This is a genomic window from Siphonobacter aquaeclarae, from assembly GCF_900103285.1.
Classification (GTDB): domain Bacteria; phylum Bacteroidota; class Bacteroidia; order Cytophagales; family Spirosomataceae; genus Siphonobacter; species Siphonobacter aquaeclarae.
The window spans coordinates 136,242-155,253 of record NZ_FNGS01000001.1; the positions used below are offsets into that span (position 1 = coordinate 136,242).

Annotated in this window: 18 protein-coding genes; 13 read left to right on the plus strand and 5 right to left on the minus strand. The window is 55.3% G+C overall.

The window, feature by feature from the left end; translation table 11 throughout:
- Positions 1–129: 129 nt before the first annotated feature.
- Positions 130–1,248, plus strand: a complete 1,119-nt coding sequence (locus BLR09_RS00525) for an epoxide hydrolase family protein (RefSeq protein ID WP_093196467.1) — start codon at positions 130–132, stop codon at positions 1,246–1,248.
- 9 nt (positions 1,249–1,257) lie between these two features.
- Here the strand turns inward: BLR09_RS00525 and ligD are convergent, their stop codons facing one another.
- The gene (gene ligD / locus BLR09_RS00530) at positions 1,258–3,729 is read right to left on the minus strand and encodes a DNA ligase D (RefSeq protein ID WP_093196470.1); all 2,472 of its coding nucleotides are present in this window, start codon (positions 3,727–3,729) and stop codon (positions 1,258–1,260) included.
- A 183-nt stretch (positions 3,730–3,912) separates the two neighbouring features.
- Here ligD and BLR09_RS00535 point away from each other — a divergent pair, with 183 nt between their 5' ends.
- Positions 3,913–4,440, plus strand: coding sequence for a YciE/YciF ferroxidase family protein (locus BLR09_RS00535; protein ID WP_093197768.1), 528 nt, complete (start codon positions 3,913–3,915; stop codon positions 4,438–4,440).
- A 58-nt stretch (positions 4,441–4,498) separates the two neighbouring features.
- Positions 4,499–5,326 carry an SDR family oxidoreductase gene (locus BLR09_RS00540; protein WP_093196472.1) on the plus strand — a complete coding sequence of 276 codons (828 nt, stop codon included), beginning with the start codon at positions 4,499–4,501 and terminating at the stop codon, positions 5,324–5,326.
- 2 nt (positions 5,327–5,328) lie between these two features.
- Here BLR09_RS00540 and BLR09_RS00545 read toward each other — a convergent pair whose 3' ends face one another.
- On the minus strand, positions 5,329–5,760 hold the full coding sequence (locus tag BLR09_RS00545) for a hypothetical protein (RefSeq protein WP_093196474.1): 432 nt from the start codon (positions 5,758–5,760) through the stop codon (positions 5,329–5,331).
- A 318-nt stretch (positions 5,761–6,078) separates the two neighbouring features.
- Here BLR09_RS00545 and BLR09_RS00550 point away from each other — a divergent pair, with 318 nt between their 5' ends.
- The 5 genes from BLR09_RS00550 (at position 6,079) to BLR09_RS00570 (ending at position 9,745) form a co-directional block, all read left to right on the plus strand.
- Positions 6,079–6,762, plus strand: a complete 684-nt coding sequence (locus BLR09_RS00550; RefSeq protein WP_093196476.1) for an HAD family hydrolase — start codon at positions 6,079–6,081, stop codon at positions 6,760–6,762.
- Positions 6,759–7,382, plus strand: a complete 624-nt coding sequence (locus BLR09_RS00555; protein WP_093196478.1) for a chloramphenicol acetyltransferase — start codon at positions 6,759–6,761, stop codon at positions 7,380–7,382. The genes BLR09_RS00550 and BLR09_RS00555 overlap by 4 nt, the downstream gene beginning before the upstream one ends.
- Before the next feature lie 179 nt (positions 7,383–7,561).
- The gene (locus tag BLR09_RS00560) at positions 7,562–8,158 is read left to right on the plus strand and encodes an HPP family protein (RefSeq protein ID WP_093196480.1); all 597 of its coding nucleotides are present in this window, start codon (positions 7,562–7,564) and stop codon (positions 8,156–8,158) included.
- A gap of 9 nt (positions 8,159–8,167) precedes the next feature.
- Entirely contained in the window at positions 8,168–8,845 is a 678-nt protein-coding gene (locus tag BLR09_RS00565) for a Crp/Fnr family transcriptional regulator (RefSeq protein ID WP_245689844.1), read from the plus strand.
- A gap of 6 nt (positions 8,846–8,851) precedes the next feature.
- Positions 8,852–9,745 (plus strand): UbiA family prenyltransferase, encoded by an 894-nt coding sequence (locus BLR09_RS00570; RefSeq protein WP_093196482.1) that lies wholly within the window; start codon positions 8,852–8,854, stop codon positions 9,743–9,745.
- On the opposite strand, the gene BLR09_RS00575 is transcribed toward BLR09_RS00570, so the two are convergent.
- Positions 9,730–11,178 carry an aminotransferase-like domain-containing protein gene (locus BLR09_RS00575; RefSeq protein WP_143010974.1) on the minus strand — a complete coding sequence of 483 codons (1,449 nt, stop codon included), beginning with the start codon at positions 11,176–11,178 and terminating at the stop codon, positions 9,730–9,732. The two genes, BLR09_RS00570 and BLR09_RS00575, sit on opposite strands and share 16 nt — an antisense overlap.
- A gap of 98 nt (positions 11,179–11,276) precedes the next feature.
- On the opposite strand from BLR09_RS00575, the gene BLR09_RS00580 reads away from it, so the two are divergent.
- The 4 genes from BLR09_RS00580 (at position 11,277) to BLR09_RS00595 (ending at position 14,329) form a co-directional block, all read left to right on the plus strand.
- A complete protein-coding gene (locus tag BLR09_RS00580; protein WP_176785390.1) occupies positions 11,277–11,675 on the plus strand; it encodes a cupin domain-containing protein in 399 nt (132 codons plus the stop codon).
- Between the two features lie 3 nt (positions 11,676–11,678).
- On the plus strand, positions 11,679–12,236 hold the full coding sequence (locus BLR09_RS00585; RefSeq protein ID WP_093196486.1) for a hypothetical protein: 558 nt from the start codon (positions 11,679–11,681) through the stop codon (positions 12,234–12,236).
- Between the two features lie 31 nt (positions 12,237–12,267).
- Positions 12,268–12,849 (plus strand): O-methyltransferase, encoded by a 582-nt coding sequence (locus BLR09_RS00590; protein WP_093196488.1) that lies wholly within the window; start codon positions 12,268–12,270, stop codon positions 12,847–12,849.
- 466 nt (positions 12,850–13,315) lie between these two features.
- A complete protein-coding gene (locus tag BLR09_RS00595; protein WP_093197775.1) occupies positions 13,316–14,329 on the plus strand; it encodes a zinc-binding alcohol dehydrogenase family protein in 1,014 nt (337 codons plus the stop codon).
- 58 nt (positions 14,330–14,387) lie between these two features.
- Here BLR09_RS00595 and BLR09_RS00600 read toward each other — a convergent pair whose 3' ends face one another.
- Together BLR09_RS00600 and BLR09_RS00605 are read right to left on the minus strand one after the other, a co-directional pair.
- A complete protein-coding gene (locus BLR09_RS00600) occupies positions 14,388–14,807 on the minus strand; it encodes a VOC family protein (protein ID WP_093196490.1) in 420 nt (139 codons plus the stop codon).
- A 159-nt stretch (positions 14,808–14,966) separates the two neighbouring features.
- The gene (locus BLR09_RS00605; protein ID WP_093196492.1) at positions 14,967–15,431 is read right to left on the minus strand and encodes a DUF4251 domain-containing protein; all 465 of its coding nucleotides are present in this window, start codon (positions 15,429–15,431) and stop codon (positions 14,967–14,969) included.
- A 538-nt stretch (positions 15,432–15,969) separates the two neighbouring features.
- Here BLR09_RS00605 and BLR09_RS00610 point away from each other — a divergent pair.
- Complete coding sequence (locus tag BLR09_RS00610; protein WP_093196494.1) at positions 15,970–19,005, plus strand: SusC/RagA family TonB-linked outer membrane protein; 3,036 nt, start codon at positions 15,970–15,972, stop codon at positions 19,003–19,005.
- Positions 19,006–19,012 lie beyond the last annotated feature (7 nt).

The window sequence follows — 19,012 nt, forward strand, 5'->3', positions numbered from 1 at the left end:
GCCTAACCGTGCGTTGGCAGGAAATCTACCTTTGTTCTGGTCCTGCTCGTAAACACCATGAACAAACTTTCTCTATTCACACTGCTCATTTTCAGCTTTTTCCATTCCTACTCACAAAATCGATCTACCATGAAAAACGTCACCGAATTCCGCGTCTCTGTTTCGCCCGAAGTACTGAACGACCTGAAAAGCCGTCTGCAAAATACCCGCTGGCCGGGCGAAGCCGACGGGTCAGGCTGGCATTTTGGTACCAGTGAAGCCTACCTGAAGGAGCTGGTCAAGTACTGGCTCACACAGTATGACTGGCGTAAGCAGGAAGCGGCGCTTAATCAGTATCCGCAGTACATTGCCGATGTCAACGGCGTCAAGGTTCATTTTCAGTACATCAAGGGAAAAGGGAAGAACCCGAAGCCGCTGATTCTGACGCATGGCTGGCCGGACAGCTACTACCGTTTTCACAAGATTATTCCGCTGCTGACAGAGGGAGAGCAGTCTTTCGACCTGATTATTCCTTCGATTCCCGGATTCGGATTTTCAGAGAAGGCATCTATGTCGAGCCGGCAGGTAGCCGATCTATGGAAAGTACTGATGACGGAAAACCTGGGGTATTTGAAATTCTATGCAGCCGGCGGCGATATGGGAATGAACGTTGTGAAAGCGCTCGCCTCCAACTACCCCGATCAGGTGACCGGCATACACCTTACAGACGCCGGGTATCCGATGGGCCAGGAAGATCCGGCAACGATGACCGAAGCGGAGAAACAATTTGCCCAGTTTGTGCAGCAATGGTGGTACAGCGAAGGCGCCTATGCGATGGTGCAGTCGACCAAGCCGCAGTCCCTTGCCTATGGCCTTAACGACTCTCCGGCGGGGCTGGCCGCCTGGATGCTGAGCTTCGGAAACGCCGGCGCTCCCTATGAAATCATCGAACAGGCCTTTGGTGGCCGGGACGAGCTGCTGACCAATGTGATGATCTATTGGGTGACGCAGACGATCGCCACCTCCGTCCGGATGTACAAAACAGACGCCCTGGCGCTGTGGGGAGGGGAAAAGCCTCTTCAGAAAACGCGTGTTCCGGCTGGGATAGCGGTATTCCCGCGGGAAGCGCAATTTCCCCGGGAATGGGCTGAGCGCTTTGTCCATGTCGTCAGCTTCCGGAACATGAAAGAAGGAGGGCACTTTGCCGCACTGGAAGTACCGGAAGCATTTGCGGACGAGCTGAGAACCTTTTTTTACAGCCTGAAGTAGCAGATCGTACTATTCTTTTCCCGTTTCCAGGAGGCGCCGCAGGTCGGCGCCTTTTTTCAGTACAGGTGCAAAAAGATCGCCCGTCTCGCGGAGCCGGTCGAGGGTATTCCGGAGATGAAAACGGGCCGGATCGAGCCCTTTCCGTACCTCGTCCCAATGCAGCGGCGTAGATACCGGCGCGCCGGGTCTGGGGCGCACAATATAGGGCGGCGCGACGGTTGCCTGCGGGCGGTTTTGCAGGTAATCAATGTATAGTTTCCCCTTCCGTGCTTTTACCGACCGCTCCAGGGTAGTAAAGTCTGGAAGCCGTTCGTGAACCCGCGAGGCGATGTACTCGGCAAGGGTTCGGGACTGCTCATACGTATACTTTCCGGCAAGTGGAAGATAGACGTGCATACCTGTTGCCCCGCTGGTTTTCGGGTACGATTCTATACCGTATTCCGAGAGAATATCCCGCACGGCGAGGGCTGTTTCCACTACCTGATCATACGTCTGTTTGTCCGGATCGATGTCGATGATGCACCACGTCGGGTGATCCGGCCGCGACGCCGTACTACTCCAGGGATGCGGATCGATGGTACCCATGTTGACAAGGTACAGCAGCGAAGCTTCGTCGTCTGCCATAGCGAAGTGCTTATCCGCGTCCGGATCGTCTTCCGGATGGTATAGCAAGGTATGCAGCCAGTCAGGTACCTGCCCGGAGACATCTTTCTGCAGAAACATTTTCCCCGAAATACCATTGGGGTATCTGTTGAGCGAGAGGGGCCGGTCTTTCAGATACGGCAACAGGAAGGGAGCGACCTCGTGGTAGTAGTTCAGCAGGTCCCGCTTGGTCAGATCAGGCCAGTACTTTTTGTTGAGATTGCTGAACGACAGGGTGCGTTTGCCGACCCGAACTTTCGCGTCGTTTTCGTCGGGCAGGAAGGATGGTTTCATCGATTTAGTTGCGGTTTCGGGTTGAACATTGGCCGGCCGCTTGTCGTCGCGCAGCGCCACAAACGACGGGTGCCGGAAAACGCCGTCCGGCGTAATTTCCGTGTAGTTGATTTCGGCCACCCGCTCCGGTTCCGTCCAGACGATTTCGGTATGCGGCGGCAGGGCTGCGCCGCCGGTCAGCGGCCCGGAGAGCGGGCTGGTGTCCCGGGGTTTCAGTTTCGAAAGAAGCTCTTTCTGAAACGCATCGGAAAAGCCCGTACCTACTTTACCCGCATACCGCCATTGTCCCTTTTCCCGGAGCGCCAGGAGCAGGGAGCTGAACGACCGCGGAGAGTCCCGTTTTCGGGTATATCCGGCGATAACTACCTCCTGCCGCTGCTGGATTTTCATTTTCAGCCAGTCTTTCGACCGCGTCCCGGGCCGGTACAGGCTGTCCATCCGCTTGGCCATGATGCCTTCGAGACCCAGTTTCTGAGCCGCCTGGTAAAACGACAACCCGCTTGTTTCCACTACTATACCCATCCGGATCGGGCCGCGTGGCGGTATCAGGCCCCGGAGCAGTTCCTGCCGCTCTGACAGAGGCCGGTTGAGCAGCGATCGCCCGTTGAGCCATAAAAGATCGAAAACATAGTAGTACAACGGTCCGTCTTCTTTCGAATGCCAGTGCTGGAGGTCGTTGAAGTGGGAAACGCCGTTTTCATCGGCAACAACGATTTCTCCGTCCACCACCGCCCGGATATCCCACGCTGCAACTGCGTCGTAAATAGGGTAAAAGCGTTCGTTGAACGACTGGTCGTTTCTGGAGCGCAGTTCTGTTTTCGCTCCGTCGCGGAAACAGAGTGCCCGGTAGCCGTCCCATTTGATTTCGAAAGACCAACCTTCGCGGTCAAACGGGGCGTCTGTCAACGTGGCCAGCATCGGAGCCACCGGGGGAGGGGCTTCGCCTGACTCATCCGCAGCCGGTTTTTTCTTCCCGCGGTGCCGGGGTGCGAGGGGCTCACCCGTCCGCACCGACTTGTTGTCTTTCGTAATGTCCCGGGAGCTGGCTTCGGCGTCGCGGTGCTTGATGAGCAGCCAGGCGTTGTCGCCCATGCCGCCCGCGCGGACGAGGGCAAATTCCCCTTTTAACTTTTGCCCATGCAGGATGATCTTCAGGGAGCCGTCGCGCAGCTCGTTCAGGAGTTCTTTTTCCTGCGCTTTTTTGCCCTTGGCAGGCGTTATCGGTTCGTATTCGCCTTCATCCCAGATGATAACAGTACCGGCGCCGTAATTGCCCTCCGGGATTGTTCCTTCGAAATCCTTGTAGGCATAAGGGTGGTCTTCGACCTGAACGGCGAGGCGGCGGACGGACGGATCTGTCGAAGGGCCTTTGGGAATAGCCCAGCTTTTCAGAACGCCGTCCATTTCCAGCCGGAAATCATAATGCAGGCAGGAGGCGTCGTGTTTCTGAACTACGAACCGCAGCGCGCCGGAACCCGCTTTTCCGCCCTTCGGTTCGGGCGTCTTTTCAAAGGAGCGTTTCTTCTTGTATTTCTGCAAGCCCATGATAGTCAGTAAGTAAGGTTAGTAATTTTTCCGGAAAAATTGCGTGCCGGGAGATGGGTAACCCCCGCACATTGGGTGGTTTCTTTCCCGGGAAAGATGGGGCGCAGCAGCAACGACTCCCGCTGCTCCCAAAACTGGAATGTGTTTTTCGCCCTGAAGCCGAAAAACCAACTACCTCTTGCTATGTCAACCATCCGAGATCTTTTCCGTACCGAGAAGGCCGATAACCTTCACGAATTGTTTGTCGACCAGCTCAAGGATATCTACTGGGCTGAAAATGAATTGCTGACGGCGTTGCCCAAAATGGCCGACGCCGCGACGACAGACGAAGTAAAGCAGCTCATCCGGGACCACCTCGACGAAACCGAGGGGCATGTCACCCGGCTGGAAAAAGTCTTTGCTTCCATCGGTCTTGAGCCGAAAGAACGCAAATGCGAGGCGATGGCGGGGCTGATTGACGAAGCGACGGACATTGTATCCGATTCTGAAACCGACTCCATCACCCGTGATGCCGGCGTCATTGCCGCCTGCCAAAAAGTAGAGCACTACGAAATTGCAACCTATGGAACCCTGCGGTCGTGGGCGGCGCTGATGGCGCATCAAGAGGCCGTCCGCCTGCTGTCGGCGACGCTGGAAGAGGAGGAGTCGGCCGACCGGAAGCTGACCGCATTAGCCGAATCCTTTGTCAACGCTGCTGCGCTGACCGAATAAAAATAGTCCCTGCCATCAACGGCAGGGACTGTCTCCGTTCCACAAAATCTGTACTGCTATGTCTATTCTGCCACCCGGAATCGAAAAAGAAATGATTCCCAAGCCCGTCTTCATCCGGGACAACTATCAGGGCAGCGGAAAGCTGAACGATAGAGTAGCGCTCATCACCGGCGGAGACAGCGGCATCGGACGTGCCGTTGCCGTGCACTTCGCGCGGGAAGGCGCGCACGTAGCGATCGTCTACCTCAACGAAGACCAGGATGCGCTCGAAACCCGCGAACTTGTCGAAGCCGAAGGCGCCATCTGCCTGCTCCTGCAAGGGGATATCGGCGAAGAATCCTTCTGCCGGCAGGTAGTGGAAAAAACGGCTGAGGTATTCGGTCGCATCAATATCCTGGTTAACAACGCCGGGGAGCAAACGCCCCGCCAGGAAATTGTCGACGTATCCGGGGAACAACTCCTGCGTACGTTCAGCACCAACCTTTTTTCCTTTTTCTACCTCAGTAAGGCGGTGCTGCCGTACATGAAGCCCGGCGATACCATCGTCAATACTACCTCGGTAACGGCGTATCACGGGAGTCCCGCGCTGCTCGACTATTCATCGACCAAAGGGGCTATTGTCTCGTTTACCCGTTCGCTTGCGTTGAACCTGGCCGACCGCGGCATCCGAGTCAACGCGGTAGCGCCGGGACCGATCTGGACGCCGCTTATTCCGTCGACGTTCGACGAGGAGAAAGTGCGCCAGTTCGGAAAAGATACGCCCTTCGGTCGGGCCGGACAGCCCTGCGAAGTGGCGCCGGCCTTCGTATTCCTGGCCAGCGAAGACGCGTCGTATATCAGCGGGCAGGTCATTCACCCGAACGGCGGGCAGATCGTCAATGGCTAAGCTTATTTCGCTTCTTCGAATTTGGAGAGGCTGACACGGATTTTCTTATCCTTGAATTCGTCGATTTCCATCAGAAAAGTCAGCGCGCCATCCTTGCCTTCAATGGTGAGGGTGGCGTGTTTCTGATCCCCGGAAACATCGCCGAATACCGCTTTGAGCACCGTCTTGCCCGTTTTGTAGGGAGTGGACCAGGCGCAGGATACGACGGATTCGATGGTGCCGTTCATCTGGTGGTCGGTCTGCCCGCCGGGGATAATCGTAATGTCTTTTGTGCCAATCGAAAGTGTACTGTTTTCATCTACGGTTCGCTGAACGGTTCCTGCGGCGTCGAGGTATTCCGTTTTGGAAGACTCCAGGGCGAGTTTCTGGTTGCATTGGCTGTAGCCTGCCACAGAAAGGGCTGATAATGAGAGGAGAAGGAGTGCTTTTTTCATGGTCGGTTATAGATTTCAATCGATGCAAAAGTAGAAAGGCAGAGCTACTGTGCAAAGCATAGTAGCTTATATTGCATGATAATATGACAGACGGGCTTTCGTGCGGGACGAAAGGGGAGGAGGGAAGGACGGAAAAGTAATGGATGGCGATGAGAGAGAGACCGATAGTACCGGACCATCGTCTCAATCGGTAGGCACTGCCGGAGGGGATTCCGGGTCAGGATCTCAATAGATTTCCTCAAATAAGGAAATTAACCCGACGCCGGGAGATTTTTCCCCGTCTCCCGCTTTCTTTGTATCTCTATTACTACTACAGCCATGCCCATTGAAGTTATTGCTTTCGACGCCGACGATACCCTCTGGATCAACGAGCCCTATTTCCGCGAAGCCGAAGTAAAATTCTGCGAATTGCTGAGCGGTTACATGCCCCCCAATCAGGCCGAACGCGAACTCTTCGCTGTCGAGATGCAGAATCTACCCTTGTACGGATACGGTATCAAAAGCTTTGTTCTCTGCCTGGTCGAAACAGCGCTGAAAATCACGGATTACCAGATCCCGCCGCGCATCATCGAGGAAATCCTCGGATACGGCAAGGAAATGCTCGAGAAGCCGGTTATCCTGCTGGAAGGAGTTGAAGAGGTACTTTCTACCCTGTACGGTCGCTTCCGGCTGGTCGTCGCCACCAAAGGAGACCTGCTCGATCAGGAACGGAAACTCCGGAAATCCGGTCTGGAAAAGTACTTCCATCACATTGAGATTATGTCAGACAAGAAGGAAGCAGACTATTCCAAATTGATCCGACACCTCGACATTCGTCCGGAGGCGTTTCTCATGGTCGGAAATTCCCTCAAGTCTGATATTCTGCCTGTACTCGGCGTAGGCGGCCATGCCGTGCACGTTCCTTTTGACATAACGTGGGCGCACGAACAGATCGATCATGCCGTTGAGCACGCCAACTTCTCCCAAATGGCGACCATCCGCGAGATACTTGCCTTTGTATGAAACAGGAACTCGACCTGAATACCTGGAAGCGGAAAGATCATTTCCGCTTCTTTTCCGCATTTGAGGAGCCTTTTTTCGGCGTGGTCATTAGAGTGGACGTCACGCGCGCCTACCACGTCAGCCGGGAAAACGGATATCCCTTCTTTCTGTATTACCTCCATGCAGCGCTTACGGCTGCGAATCGGATTGAGTCGTTCCGGTACCGGATCGACGGCGAGCACGTCTGGTTATACGACATGGTACACCCGTCGCCCACAATCAACCGGCCTGATGGCACCTTTGGGTTTGCCTACATGGAATATCAGGAGTCGTTTGAAGATTTCCGGGTGGAAGCCGAGAAGGAAATCACGCGGGTACGGGAGTCGACCGGCCTTTTCGGCTCTGCCTCAGGTGAAAACGTCGTCCATTGTTCCTCTTTGCCGTGGCTCGATTTTACCTCCCTGTCGCATGCGCGGAGCTTTTCCTTCCGGGATAGCTGCCCGAAAATATCCTTCGGCAAAATGACCGAAACGGAAGGCAGGCGCTCCATGCCGGTGTCGATACACGTCAACCACGCGCTGGCGGATGGAAATGACGTAGGGCTGTTTGCTGAAGCGTTTCAGGAAATTCTCAACCGGTAATGTTCCCGGTATTTCTGCGATGAATCCCGTACCGTTTGAGCTAACGGTACGGGATTTTTGCTTTTCGGGATGCTATTCTCAAATGAACCAAATATGACCATTGTCATATTTGGCGTCTATATTTGCACGATAGTAGCTTATTAAAATGACCGAAGTAACAATTATTAGGTAGCTTTCCCATGCGAAAATCCTTACACCGGAGTTACCGGGTGGCCCGGTACGTCTTGTACAAAGAGACGTTGCTCGAACCGGCGGATCACTTCTGGACCTTTCTCGGCGCTTTTACAGGTATAGCCTTGCTCGGGTATATGCAACAGGCGTTTCCGATGACCGACCGGGTATTTCTCATCGGATCGTTCGGCGCGTCGTGTGTGTTGATTTTCGGCGCGACGGATAGTCCGCTCGCGCAGCCGCGCAATGTGCTCGGCGGCCACGTTCTGGCGTCTGTTATCGGGGTAACGGTTCACAAATGCTGCCCGGACACCCTCTGGCTGGCGGCCGGCCTTGCCGTTTCACTATCCATCGTCGGGATGCAGATTACCAAGACGCTTCATCCTCCCGCCGGCGCCACAGCCCTGATCGCCAATATCGGAACCGATAAAATCAAAGCCCTCGGGTATGGATATACGGTCTCGCCCGTGTTTACAGGCGTGAGCCTGCTGTTGCTGGTCGCCATTGTCATCAACAATATCCCGGAAAACCGGCAATACCCCAGGCGGCCCGTTCGCCCGAAAAAACGAAAGCGCCTGGCGGTGCGGAAGCCCGTCCCGGCGTAACTTGTCCCGGTGAAAAAAGTAACCTGCGATCTCGCCTCCTGCCTTTTCTGCACCAGCTGTCCCGATGCCTGGCGGGATATCCTGCCTGCTGCCCGAACGATGCGTACGTTTCGGAAAGGGGAGGAAATCTTTGCAGAGGGAACGCCGGTCAGCGGCGCATACTTTGTTTTCGAAGGACTTGTGAAGATCCACATGGCCTGGGGGGCTCAAAAACAGCTCATACTCAATTTCGCCGGAAAAGGGGAAATGATCGGCTTTCGCGGGCTTGCTCCTGACCCGGTTTTTCCGATATCGGCGACGGCACTCGACGAGACGGTGATCTGCTTCGTCGAACGGGCCTTCTTCCAGTCCATGCTCGAAGTCAACCACCGGTTGACGCAACGCCTGCTCGACCTCTACGCCCGTACGTTGCAGGAGTCCGAGAAACGGATGCGCACCCTGGCGCTCATGGATGTCCGGGGCAGGGTGTCTGATATGCTGCTGATGCTTGAGCGGAAATTCGGGGCTGATAGTGAGGGGTTTATCTGCATTATTCCCAGCCGGCAGGACCTGGCAGCCTATGCCGGCACAACGTACGAGACCGTTTTCCGGACGCTTTCGGAGTGGGAAGAAGAAAAAATACTTGCCTTTCAAGGCAAAAGAATCGCTATCTTGGATCGGACGCGCCTGGAGGATTATACCCGTTGAACCACGATGCGACTCATCCGCTTTGTTTTCTTCTCCAATTACTTTCTTGGGCTGCTGGCCATCCTGTTGTCGGTCGAAGCCTCCAGTCAGCTCGGACTTCCCTTTAATTCGCCTGCCTACTACGTTTGTCTTTTTTCGTGGACGGTTGTGTACTATACCACCGCGTATGTCGTCCCCAAATCCGCAGCAGCCTCCCGGAACCCCCGCTCAGAATGGTACCGGCAGCATCGGGTATTTGTCCGGTGCAGTCAATGGTTTTTTTCCGGACTGGGTGTCGCATCAGGAATTGTACTCGCTGCAACGTTTTGGCGGAATAACGTCACTATACCGGTTTACTATTGGCTGGCGGCTATCCCGGTACCTTTTGCGGCGTTGCTGTATTACGGGTTTTTCCCGGCACTTAACCTGCGGAGTACGGGGTGGTTGAAGCCGTTCGTCATCGGGTTTGTCTGGGCGGGGGTAGTGACGCTGTTTCCCGTGATGGCCGTTCGGATGGAGCAGCATGCGGAGCTGGCGCAACCGGCGCTGCTGCCCTGGTTTTTCCTGAAAAACTGGATGTTTTGTACCGTAAACGCGATCATGTTTGACATGAAGGATTACGCGGACGACGCCAACCGTCAACTCAAAACCTTTGTGGTCCGGGTGGGTCTCCGGCGGACCATTTTCTACATCCTGATGCCGCTCCTGGCATTGGGCCTCGCGTCTTTCCTGATCTTCGCGTCCTACCGGGATCTCACTAACAGACGCCTTATTCTCAATGGATTACCTTTTCTGATTATGTTTCTCGTCGCCTGGTCTCTCCAAAACCGAAGGCGGATACTGTTCTACCTCATCGTGATCGACGGCCTGCTGCTCGTCAAAGCCTGTTGCGGAATAGCGGGGGTTTACTGGACTGCCTGAATACTTTCTTTGAGAATCGACACCGCCTGCTCCTGCTCCGCCAGGGTCAACGAGGCGAAACCGAGGCGCGTCGCCCCACCCGCGTTCGGTCCGTAAAAGGTCCCATCGCTGAATACCAGTCCCCGGCGGTATGCCTCAGCAGCTATTGCAGGCAGCGGCGACCGGAACCGCGTCCAGAGTACTAACCCGCCGGAAGGCAACTCAAATTCGGTTTCACCGGGTAGCTGGTCGCGGAGTAATGCCGAAAGATGATCCCGGCGCTCCCGGTAGATACGGTTGGTTTTTTTGATGTGCGCGGTAATAACGCCTTCCCGGAATAGCTCCGAAAGCGCTTTTTCGACGACACTATCTCCCTGAAAATCAATTAGTCGCCGACGGGCAGCCAATCCGTCAACAAACCGGGCCGGCGCCACCACAAACCCGACGCGTATCGACGGAGCAATCAGTTTGCTGAAGGTACCGACGTAGAGGGTGGTACCGCTGCGATCGAGCCCCGCCAGCGGCACATATGGCCTGTTATCGAACTGAAAATCAAAATCATAGTCGTCCTCCACAATCGCGAACGCGTACTCCCGGGCAAGCGCCAGGAGACGCTCGCGATGCTCCGGTGGCAGCGTGACGGTAGTAGGGTAGTGGTGATGCGGCGTGAGGTACAGCATCCGGATCTGCTCGTGCCGGCAATATTCTTCCAGTGAATCCACACAGATACCCTGAGGCGTAACCGGGATCCGCACTATTTCTGCTCGATAGGACCGGGCAATCTGAACGAGGAAAAAGTAGTCCAGTTCTCCCACTGCAACGCGGTCGCCCGGCCGGAGTACCGACTGACAAATCAACGAAAAAGCCATCTGCGCACCCCGTGTGAGCAGGATATTCTCCGGGCGGCAGGGTAGATGCCGTGTCTCGGTTACAAAAGCGGCGATATCCTCCCGGAGGGCGTCAATACCGTAAGGGGAAGTATATTTAAGAAAGGGTTGTGTCAGGTTCCGCCGGGCGATTTTGCGGTAGGCACGCATGAGTTCCTCCATCGGCGCCAGGCGTACGTCCGGGAATCCGTCGTCAAAAACCAATCCCCGGCCGGGGTAACCTGCGGGCAGGCGCGGGTAGTCTTCCGCCCATTGAAACGCAGGCATTTCCGGAATGTGCCCGGTACCTGCCGCCTCCGGCGCCTGACCAGGCGGTGTGGCGGATACGGCCAGGTATCTCCGCGGGGAGGAAGTAAGCCATCCCTGAAGCAGGAGCTCATCGTATGCGGAAAGGACCGTCTTCCGGTGTACGCCCAGCGCGAGAGCGAGCTGCCGGCTTCCCGGGATCCGGCTTCCGGCCGGAAGCCGTCCGTCCTGGATAAGCGTGACAAAACCATTGGCGAGCTGGCGGTACAGCGGCAGGCTGAAAGTACGGTCGAGCGGGATCCAATCGGATGGAAAAGGCATGGTGGACTCCTGAATTTTTAGGAACTGGTCGCCGGGAAGGCAGCGGTGATGGTGCAATTTTAGCGCATCCCGTCGTCGGGAAAAAACAATCTCACCCCATGAAGACACTTTTTTGCGGCCTGCTGCTATTGATCTGTCTGCCGCTCGCGGCGCAGCACCAGCACGGTATGCTGGCTTTTTCCGATGTACTGAGCCGACAGCTCAGCGACTCCCTGGGCAGCTACCGCCTGGTAAGCAAAGTGATGGAAGTACCCGCCGGGTTCCGGGATACCGTTGCCCACTACCACGACGCAGATCTGTTTGGCTATGTATTGCAGGGGAAGGTTTCGGTCGGATTGCGCCGCGCATCGCCGGAGGTATTTGCCGAAGGACAAATGTTTCACGAGCCGCGGATGACCCTCCATTCCCTGCTCGAAAACCGGGGGCAGTTGCCCGCCCGTGTACTCCTGTTGTTCATTATCCGGGAAGGAAGAAGGGAGTATATTCCCGCCCGTTAAGCCATGAAAAAAATACACCGCCTTTCGTCTGTCGTCCTGGCAGCCTTTATTCTTCCGCACCTGCTGAACCACCTGACAGCCTTTTGGAGCGGCCCTGACGCGCATATTGCCTTCATGGATGGATTCCGGAAAATATACCGGCAACCGGTCGTGGAAGGGATATTGCTGCTGAGCGTCGTCGTGCAGATCGGAACAGGATTACGGCTCGCTTTTACGCGTACCGGCCGGAAATTATCGTTCTGGGAACGGGTCCAGCGCGGGTCGGGTATCTACCTGGCGCTGTTTATGCTGATCCATGTTTCTGCGGTGCTGACAGGCCGGAGCAGCGGTACCGATACCAACTTTCATTTTGCGGCCTGGGGCGTTAATAACGATCCGTCGCTGCTGTTTTTTATACCGTATTATTTCCTCGGTGTCTGGACGTTTTTTTTACATATCGGAGCCATTCGGTATCGGAAAGTTCTGGAAATCAATAGGGTATCTTCTCCCTGGCAAGGGTATGGCATCTGGGCGGCGGGTTGGGGTATCTCCGCGCTGATCCTCGCTGGTCTGCGCGTCTGATGCGTATCTTTCGACCCTAATACACCCGGCTATGCAAGCTTTCCGAAAAGACCTGCTTACTGAACTTGCCACCTTTGGCAGGGAGAACGATCAGGCGCATACCGCCCGCGAGGCGAAGATGCTGAATATCACACCCGATACCGGACCGTTTCTGGCCTTGCTGGTGAAAACGGGCCGCTACAGCCGGATACTCGAAATCGGTACTTCAAATGGCTATTCGACCATCTGGCTGGCCGACGCAGCCAGGCAAACCGGCGGCCGGGTAACCACGCTGGAGCGCAGCGCGGCAAAAGCTGCCCTTGCGCAGGCCAATTTTGAACGGGCTCAGGTCGAAGTAGAGCTGGTTGTTACGGACGCGGACGAGTGGCTCCCGGCCCAGCCCGATGCCGCTTTCGATTTCATTTTTCTGGATTCAGATCGCGGGCAGTACACCGATTGGTGGCCGGTGTTGCAACGGCTGCTGATGCCGGGCGGTCTGATCGTCGCTGACAACGCCGTCTCCCATGCCGCCGAGATGCAGGCCTTTATCGGACTGACGGCCTCGGCGCCCGGTTTTGACACAGCCCTGGTACCCGTCGGAAACGGAGAATGGCTGGTACACAAAGAAGCATAAAGCAGACACCCCGCACCGGTATTCCGGGCGGGGTGTCTGCATAACTATAAGGTAACAAGTAGGCTATTTATATATTCTTATTTTTGATAATATATACGGGAATTCAGGTTGAAGGATTGCTGATATATCGTCGATGGAAACTTTTTTGTTCGTTCAGTAAAAACCCTCTTCCCCCAGACGGCGGAAGAGGGTCTGATATCGTCCGTCAGGTCCGTCCGCCTTTGGACCTGATTAATTATGCATCAAAATTAGCAGTGTCTTTCCGGCTGATGAGGGGTTTTCGACGAATGGCCTCGCTGCACGGAAAACAGGCGGAAAACGGCCGTTCTTGGGGAATATCATCCCCGCCTGTTTCAAAAGCATGTTAAGATTTCACAGCCTTTTGCAAAGAATGTAAGACGGGATTCGGCTGAAAGCGGCTTGTTTTGCAAAGGCGTCCGGAATGGACCGGACCGCTGCGAAGACGATGAACGTACTGACTTGCCTGACGCCCCGTCAACTGGCCTACGGGGAAATCCCCATGCCGGAACTGACGCCGGGCCATTCCCTTCTCAAAATCAAACGAATCGGTATCTGCGGAACAGACCTGCATGCCTTTGAAGGAACGCAACCTTTTTTCTCCTATCCGCGCGTTTTGGGCCACGAGCTGGCTGCGGAGCTGGTCGAACCGGGTGACGCCGCCGGATTTGAAAAAGGGGAGGCCGTGACTTTCATTCCCTACTACAGCTGCGGTACCTGCGTGGCCTGCCGCTCCGGAAAACCGAACTGCTGTGTAACGATCGCGGTATGCGGCGTGCACGTCGACGGAGGGATGGTCGAATACCTTTCCGTCCCATCCGAAACCCTTTTACATGGCGAGGGGCTCAGCTACGATGAACTGGCCCTCGTAGAACCACTCGCTATCGGCGCACACGGCGTTCGGAGAGCGGGTATTCAGCCGGGAGAGTTTGTGCTGGTCGTAGGTGCAGGACCGATTGGCCTGGGCACGATGGAATTTGCCCGGATCGCCGGCGCCAAAGTTATCGCGCTGGACCTGAACGAACAGCGGCTGACTTTTTGCCGGGAGAAACTGGGCGTGTCCCATACGATTAACGGCAAGACCGAGGATGTCGTCGCCCGGCTATCCGAAATCACGCATGGAGATATGCCGACGGTAGTGATTGATGCTACAGGCAGTCGCCGTGCCATCAACGAAGGCTTCAAATACCTCGCACACGGCGGCCGGTATGTGCTGGTAGGTTTGCAGCGGGAAGAAATTGTGGTCAGCCACCCCGAGTTCCACAAACGGGAGGCGACGCTTATGAGCAGCCGCAATGCGACGCGGAGCGATTTCGAGCACGTCATCCGCTCCCTGAAGGCCAACTACATCGATCCCACGACCTATATCACACACCGTGTTTCGTTCGATCAGGTCGGTGAACAATTTGCTTCCTGGCTGCTGCCGGAAACAGGGGTGATCAAAGCCATGGTTACTTTGTGAGCATGGGGCAAAGGGCAGCGGGTTTAGACCCATGCCCTCTGCTCCATGCCCCATGCGATTACGGCTGGCCGCCCTGAGCAGCGAGAGCCGCTTCATCCATGTAGGCAAATTCCCACTGGTGGCCGTTGATGTCTTCGAAGCTGCGCTGGTACATCCAGCCGTGATCCTGCGGATCGAGGGTCTGACGTCCGCCGGCGGCAATGGCTTTCTCAACGATATCGTCTACTTCTGCACGGCTCTCGGCAGAGAGCGCCAGGATCACTTCGGTGACGGCCTTGGCGTCTGCGATGGGCTTTTTGATGAAATTGCTGAAGAAGGGCTCGACGAGCAGCATCACGAAAATGTCTTCCGACACAACCATACAAGTTGCGTTTTCATCGGTAAACTGCTGATTGAACGTGAAGCCGAGCTTCGTGAAGAATGCCGTGGTGTCGGCGAGGTTCTTGATCGGGAGGTTGACGAAAATTTTGCGTGCCATGTGTGAAAAAGAGGTTGATTGGATGATGAGACAAAGGTAGGCGGGGAGCGTATCCCGACGGTCCCCCGAATGCGACATTATCAGGGGCCTATTCCGACAGGCATAAAAAAACACCGCCGGCAATATTTCGCGGCGGTGTTTTTCCTGTTCAGGGATAACCTATTTGGTTTTCGGCTCGAGAATGGTTCCGTAGAACGAAATCGGCTGACGGTTCTGGCTCGTTACCTGGAGTGAGGCATACCCGTTTTCACTGATGCTGAAGAAAAGCTGGCGAACGCCCTTCGCGTCTTTCGGAGTCAGCGTAACGTCCCATCCGCCTTTCTTCCTTTGTTTGACGGTATAGGAGTAGTCTTTGGAGGTGAACTTGATTCCGCCGTCGTTGGTACCTATCGGTGCAGAATATGCCCGGCCGAAGTAGGGGAGATAGGCGACAGCCGCTTCGGGGGAGACGTCTACCCGGTATTCTGTCGTCAGCTGAACCGTGCGGCCCCGCATGGCAGTAGCGCTCTGGGCACGGAACACAAATGTTTTATGCTCTATCCATCCGGCGATGGCGTCGTTTTTCTGGGCAAATGCTCCGGAGATGAGGCTGACAGCCAGGAGCAGGGTTATCGAAAATTTCATATGCTTCCTTTTTTGATCGGGAGGGAATAACCTATCCCTGTAAGAAAACAACCGGGCGGCGGAGCCCTTTGTTGCGGGAGACGGGGCTATTTAACTCTTTTTAGCAATTATCGGAAGATCAGACCCGTATAAAAGACAAAAGGCTTCTCTGAAAGAAGCCCCTGTACCGGAAATGAATTAACCCACACCTTTAATGGACTCCTGACAGCGAAACCGGCAGGAGTCTTTCGGTTGTCCAAATCTATATACGGGCAATGGCCGGAAAAGGTTTTCAGATTTTTGAAAAAAGTGGAAATAACGGTTCTGGCCCTAAAATTTTTCTTTAGTATACTTAATAGATAGAATAAATATATATTTGCCCTCCCATTCACCAACATTCCTTCGCTGTATGACCTGATCTACCCGACTTTCTTATTTCCTGCCTATTCAGAACCCTTCTTTCGGGAAGGGGCGGGAGATTTTTGTTTCCATAGAATAGTATGTCTATCGAACTACCCGAAAAACTCATCAACTGTTTTTTTCTTCCAATTGACCACCTATGAATCGCATTTTACCTCTTTTATTTCTCTGGCTGCTGGCCGCCCCGCTTTGGGCGCAGCAGTTTGCGCTTCGCGGAAAAGTGACAACCAGGGAAAACGAGCCGCTTGTCGGCGCGACGGTCCGCGTCAAAGGCACTCAAACAGCCGCACTTACTGATGGCTACGGCGGATTTCGCCTCCAGCTTCCCGGCCCGGGGAGCGTTCTTCAGGTCAGCTATGTCGGCTTTTCGACGGTAGAAGTGGAGGTCGGCGGCCGTACCTCGCTCACCATCGTCCTCGAAACAGACAGCAAAGTGCTGAACGACGTCGTCATCACCGGCTACAGCGTTCAGAACCGAAAGGACATCGTCGGTTCGGTGACGCGTATTTCCGGAGAAGACCTCAAAGGCACGCCCGCGGCGAGTTTTAACCAGCTTCTTCAGGGAAAAGCAACAGGCGTACAGGTGACGTCCAACTCCGGCGTTCCCGGCGGCGGAATCACCTTCCGCGTCCGGGGAAATAACTCGATCAATGCTTCCGTAGACCCCTTGTATGTGATCGACGGCGTCTTCGTCAGCAATACCGAACCGATCCGGACGAGTATTGGCAATCAGCAGCAGTCGAACCCGCTGGCTGATATCAACCCGGCGGATATCGAGAGCATCCAGATTTTGAAAGACGCCAACGCCACGGCTATCTACGGTTCGCTGGGTGCCAATGGCGTCGTTATCGTTACCACCAAGCGCGGCAGCCTGAATACCAAGGCACGGATTACTGCCAATATTTCGCATGGCTGGTCGGACGCGGTGAAGAAATTCCGCGCCACAACAGGCCCCGAAACCGGTACCCTCGTCAACGAAGCGGCAGTCAATACGGCGATCGACCGAGGTGTGGATCCGTCGACGATCACCCTGCCCTTTGCCGATCCCTCCAAACTTCCGACCTATGACCGCATCAGCGATCTTTTCCGGGTGGCGGGAACGTCGAGCTACGACCTCTCCGCGCAAGGAGGTACAGCCCGGAGTACCTACTTCGCCGGTTTCAGTTACCTCAAGCAGGAATCGATTGTTAAACCGTCTGATTTTGAGCGGTATACGGTTCGGTTTAACTATGATAACCACCTGAGCGACAAAGTGAAGCTGGGCAATAGCCTCAACATTACCCGTACCTACCGGAACGTCAGCAGCAATGACAATAACCCGACGGGCGTGATCAATTCGGCGATTTTCCCGCGGTCGTACCTGCCGGTGTTCAACGACGACGGCACCTATGCCCGGTCCGGAAGTTTCGACAACCACCTGGCATTGATCCGGAACCTGAATAACAATGCTGTCGGCTGGCGTACCATCGCCAACCTGTATGCCGAGTGGGCCATTCTGCCGGAGCTGACGCTGAAAAGCAGCTGGAGTCTCGACAACAGCGATATGTATGAAAACAATTACAGCAATACGCTCATTTCGGCCGGGATTGCCACAAAAGGCTCCGCTGCTTCCTACGAAACGAAAAACCTGATTCTCACCAACGAACAGATTCTGACCTGGCGGAAGTCGTTCGGAGAGAAGCACCGCCTGCACGCGCTTGTCGGGAATACGGTCAACAGTGTAATTCAGGAAAGTACAACCGCCACCGGACAGGGATTCGCGACGAACAACCTGACGAGTATCTCGGTCGCTGCCACAACGCTCGGATCGTCCAGCCGCGCGGTAGCCCGCCTGGTATCGTTCTTCGGGAAGGCCGGCTACACGTTCGATAACCGCTTTACGCTGGACGTCAGTCTTCGCGCGGATGCGTCCTCCAAATTCGGCGCCGATCGCCGCTGGGGGTACTTCCCGTCGGCAGGTGTTGCCTGGAACGCGTCGAACGAATCGTTCGTGAAAGACCTGGGCGTATTCAACGAACTGAAATTCCGGGCGAGTATCGGTCTTTCAGGTAATCAGAACGGCATCGGCTCGTATGCCGCGCAGGGGTTGTGGTCGTCCGGCTCCAATTACCTTGAAACAGCGGGTACGTCCCCGTCGCAGCTCGAAAACCGCCTCCTGACCTGGGAAACGACCCGGCAGGTGGATATCGGAACGGAATTCAGCATACTGAACAACCGGCTGGGGGTTACGGTGGACTATTACAACAAATACACCTATGACCTGCTGCTGAACGTGCCCGTGCCGTCGCGCTCCGGGTTCACGACCTACCTGCAGAACTTCGGTGCGGTCCGGAACAAAGGCGTCGAAATAGCACTCCATTCCCGGAATATTGAGGGACGGAATTTCCGGTGGTCGACCGACTTCAACATTTCTTTCAACCGGAATAAAATTGAAAAACTGGCGTCGGATATTGCACTGGGCGCGTCGGGTCGAAATATCTCCATCCTTCGTCAGGGATATGCCGTTAACTCCTTCCAGTTGTACAAGCAACTGTATGTCGATCCGCAAACAGGGAATGCGGTGTATGAAGACGTGAACAAGGACGGTATTCTGACGTCGGCCGACCGGCAGATTGTCGGAAATGCGCTGCCTCGGTTCACGGGCGGTTTGACCAATACCCTGTCTTACAAGCAGTTTGACCTCAATTTTCTTTTCTATTTCCAGGAAGGAAACAAGATCATGAGCATGCACGATTTCTTTTTGGTGCATGGAGGAACGCAGAATTTCATCGGATTTATTCCCCGTCAGCTGGAGCGGTGGCAGAAACCGGGCGACGTGACGGATATTCCCCGGCTGACGACGTACAGCGGCGCACCGACGGTCAACGGCGGGCCATCGAACAACTACGGCGGCAACGTTGCCAACCAGAGTTCGCGGTACCTGCTCGACGGCTCTTTCATCCGGCTTCGGAACGTATCGCTCGGGTATACCGTGCCGCAGAGCATCGTGAAGCGGGCGGGCCTGACGAATGTGCGGGCGTACGTGCAGGCGGCCAATCTCCTGACATTCACCCGCTTTACGGGTCTTGATCCCGAGGTCAGCTCGCAGAGCAACAGCCAGAATACCGCCGGCTACGACTGGGCGACGGTTCCGCAGCCGCGGACGGTCCAGGTGGGCGTAAGTGTGACTCTTTAATCCGATC

Bases quoted from the DNA above. Each gene is read 5' to 3' on its own strand.
- BLR09_RS00525 (WP_093196467.1), top strand. From the start codon at position 130: ATGAAAAACGTCACCGAATTCCGCGTCTCTGTTTCGCCCGAAGTACTG.
- ligD (WP_093196470.1), bottom strand. From the start codon at position 3,729: ATGGGCTTGCAGAAATACAAGAAGAAACGCTCCTTTGAAAAGACGCCC.
- BLR09_RS00535 (WP_093197768.1), top strand. From the start codon at position 3,913: ATGTCAACCATCCGAGATCTTTTCCGTACCGAGAAGGCCGATAACCTT.
- BLR09_RS00540 (WP_093196472.1), top strand. From the start codon at position 4,499: ATGTCTATTCTGCCACCCGGAATCGAAAAAGAAATGATTCCCAAGCCC.
- BLR09_RS00545 (WP_093196474.1), bottom strand. From the start codon at position 5,760: ATGAAAAAAGCACTCCTTCTCCTCTCATTATCAGCCCTTTCTGTGGCA.
- BLR09_RS00550 (WP_093196476.1), top strand. From the start codon at position 6,079: ATGCCCATTGAAGTTATTGCTTTCGACGCCGACGATACCCTCTGGATC.
- BLR09_RS00555 (WP_093196478.1), top strand. From the start codon at position 6,759: ATGAAACAGGAACTCGACCTGAATACCTGGAAGCGGAAAGATCATTTC.
- BLR09_RS00560 (WP_093196480.1), top strand. From the start codon at position 7,562: ATGCGAAAATCCTTACACCGGAGTTACCGGGTGGCCCGGTACGTCTTG.
- BLR09_RS00570 (WP_093196482.1), top strand. From the start codon at position 8,852: ATGCGACTCATCCGCTTTGTTTTCTTCTCCAATTACTTTCTTGGGCTG.
- BLR09_RS00575 (WP_143010974.1), bottom strand. From the start codon at position 11,178: ATGCCTTTTCCATCCGATTGGATCCCGCTCGACCGTACTTTCAGCCTG.
- BLR09_RS00580 (WP_176785390.1), top strand. From the start codon at position 11,277: ATGAAGACACTTTTTTGCGGCCTGCTGCTATTGATCTGTCTGCCGCTC.
- BLR09_RS00585 (WP_093196486.1), top strand. From the start codon at position 11,679: ATGAAAAAAATACACCGCCTTTCGTCTGTCGTCCTGGCAGCCTTTATT.
- BLR09_RS00590 (WP_093196488.1), top strand. From the start codon at position 12,268: ATGCAAGCTTTCCGAAAAGACCTGCTTACTGAACTTGCCACCTTTGGC.
- BLR09_RS00595 (WP_093197775.1), top strand. From the start codon at position 13,316: ATGAACGTACTGACTTGCCTGACGCCCCGTCAACTGGCCTACGGGGAA.
- BLR09_RS00600 (WP_093196490.1), bottom strand. From the start codon at position 14,807: ATGGCACGCAAAATTTTCGTCAACCTCCCGATCAAGAACCTCGCCGAC.
- BLR09_RS00605 (WP_093196492.1), bottom strand. From the start codon at position 15,431: ATGAAATTTTCGATAACCCTGCTCCTGGCTGTCAGCCTCATCTCCGGA.
- BLR09_RS00610 (WP_093196494.1), top strand. From the start codon at position 15,970: ATGAATCGCATTTTACCTCTTTTATTTCTCTGGCTGCTGGCCGCCCCG.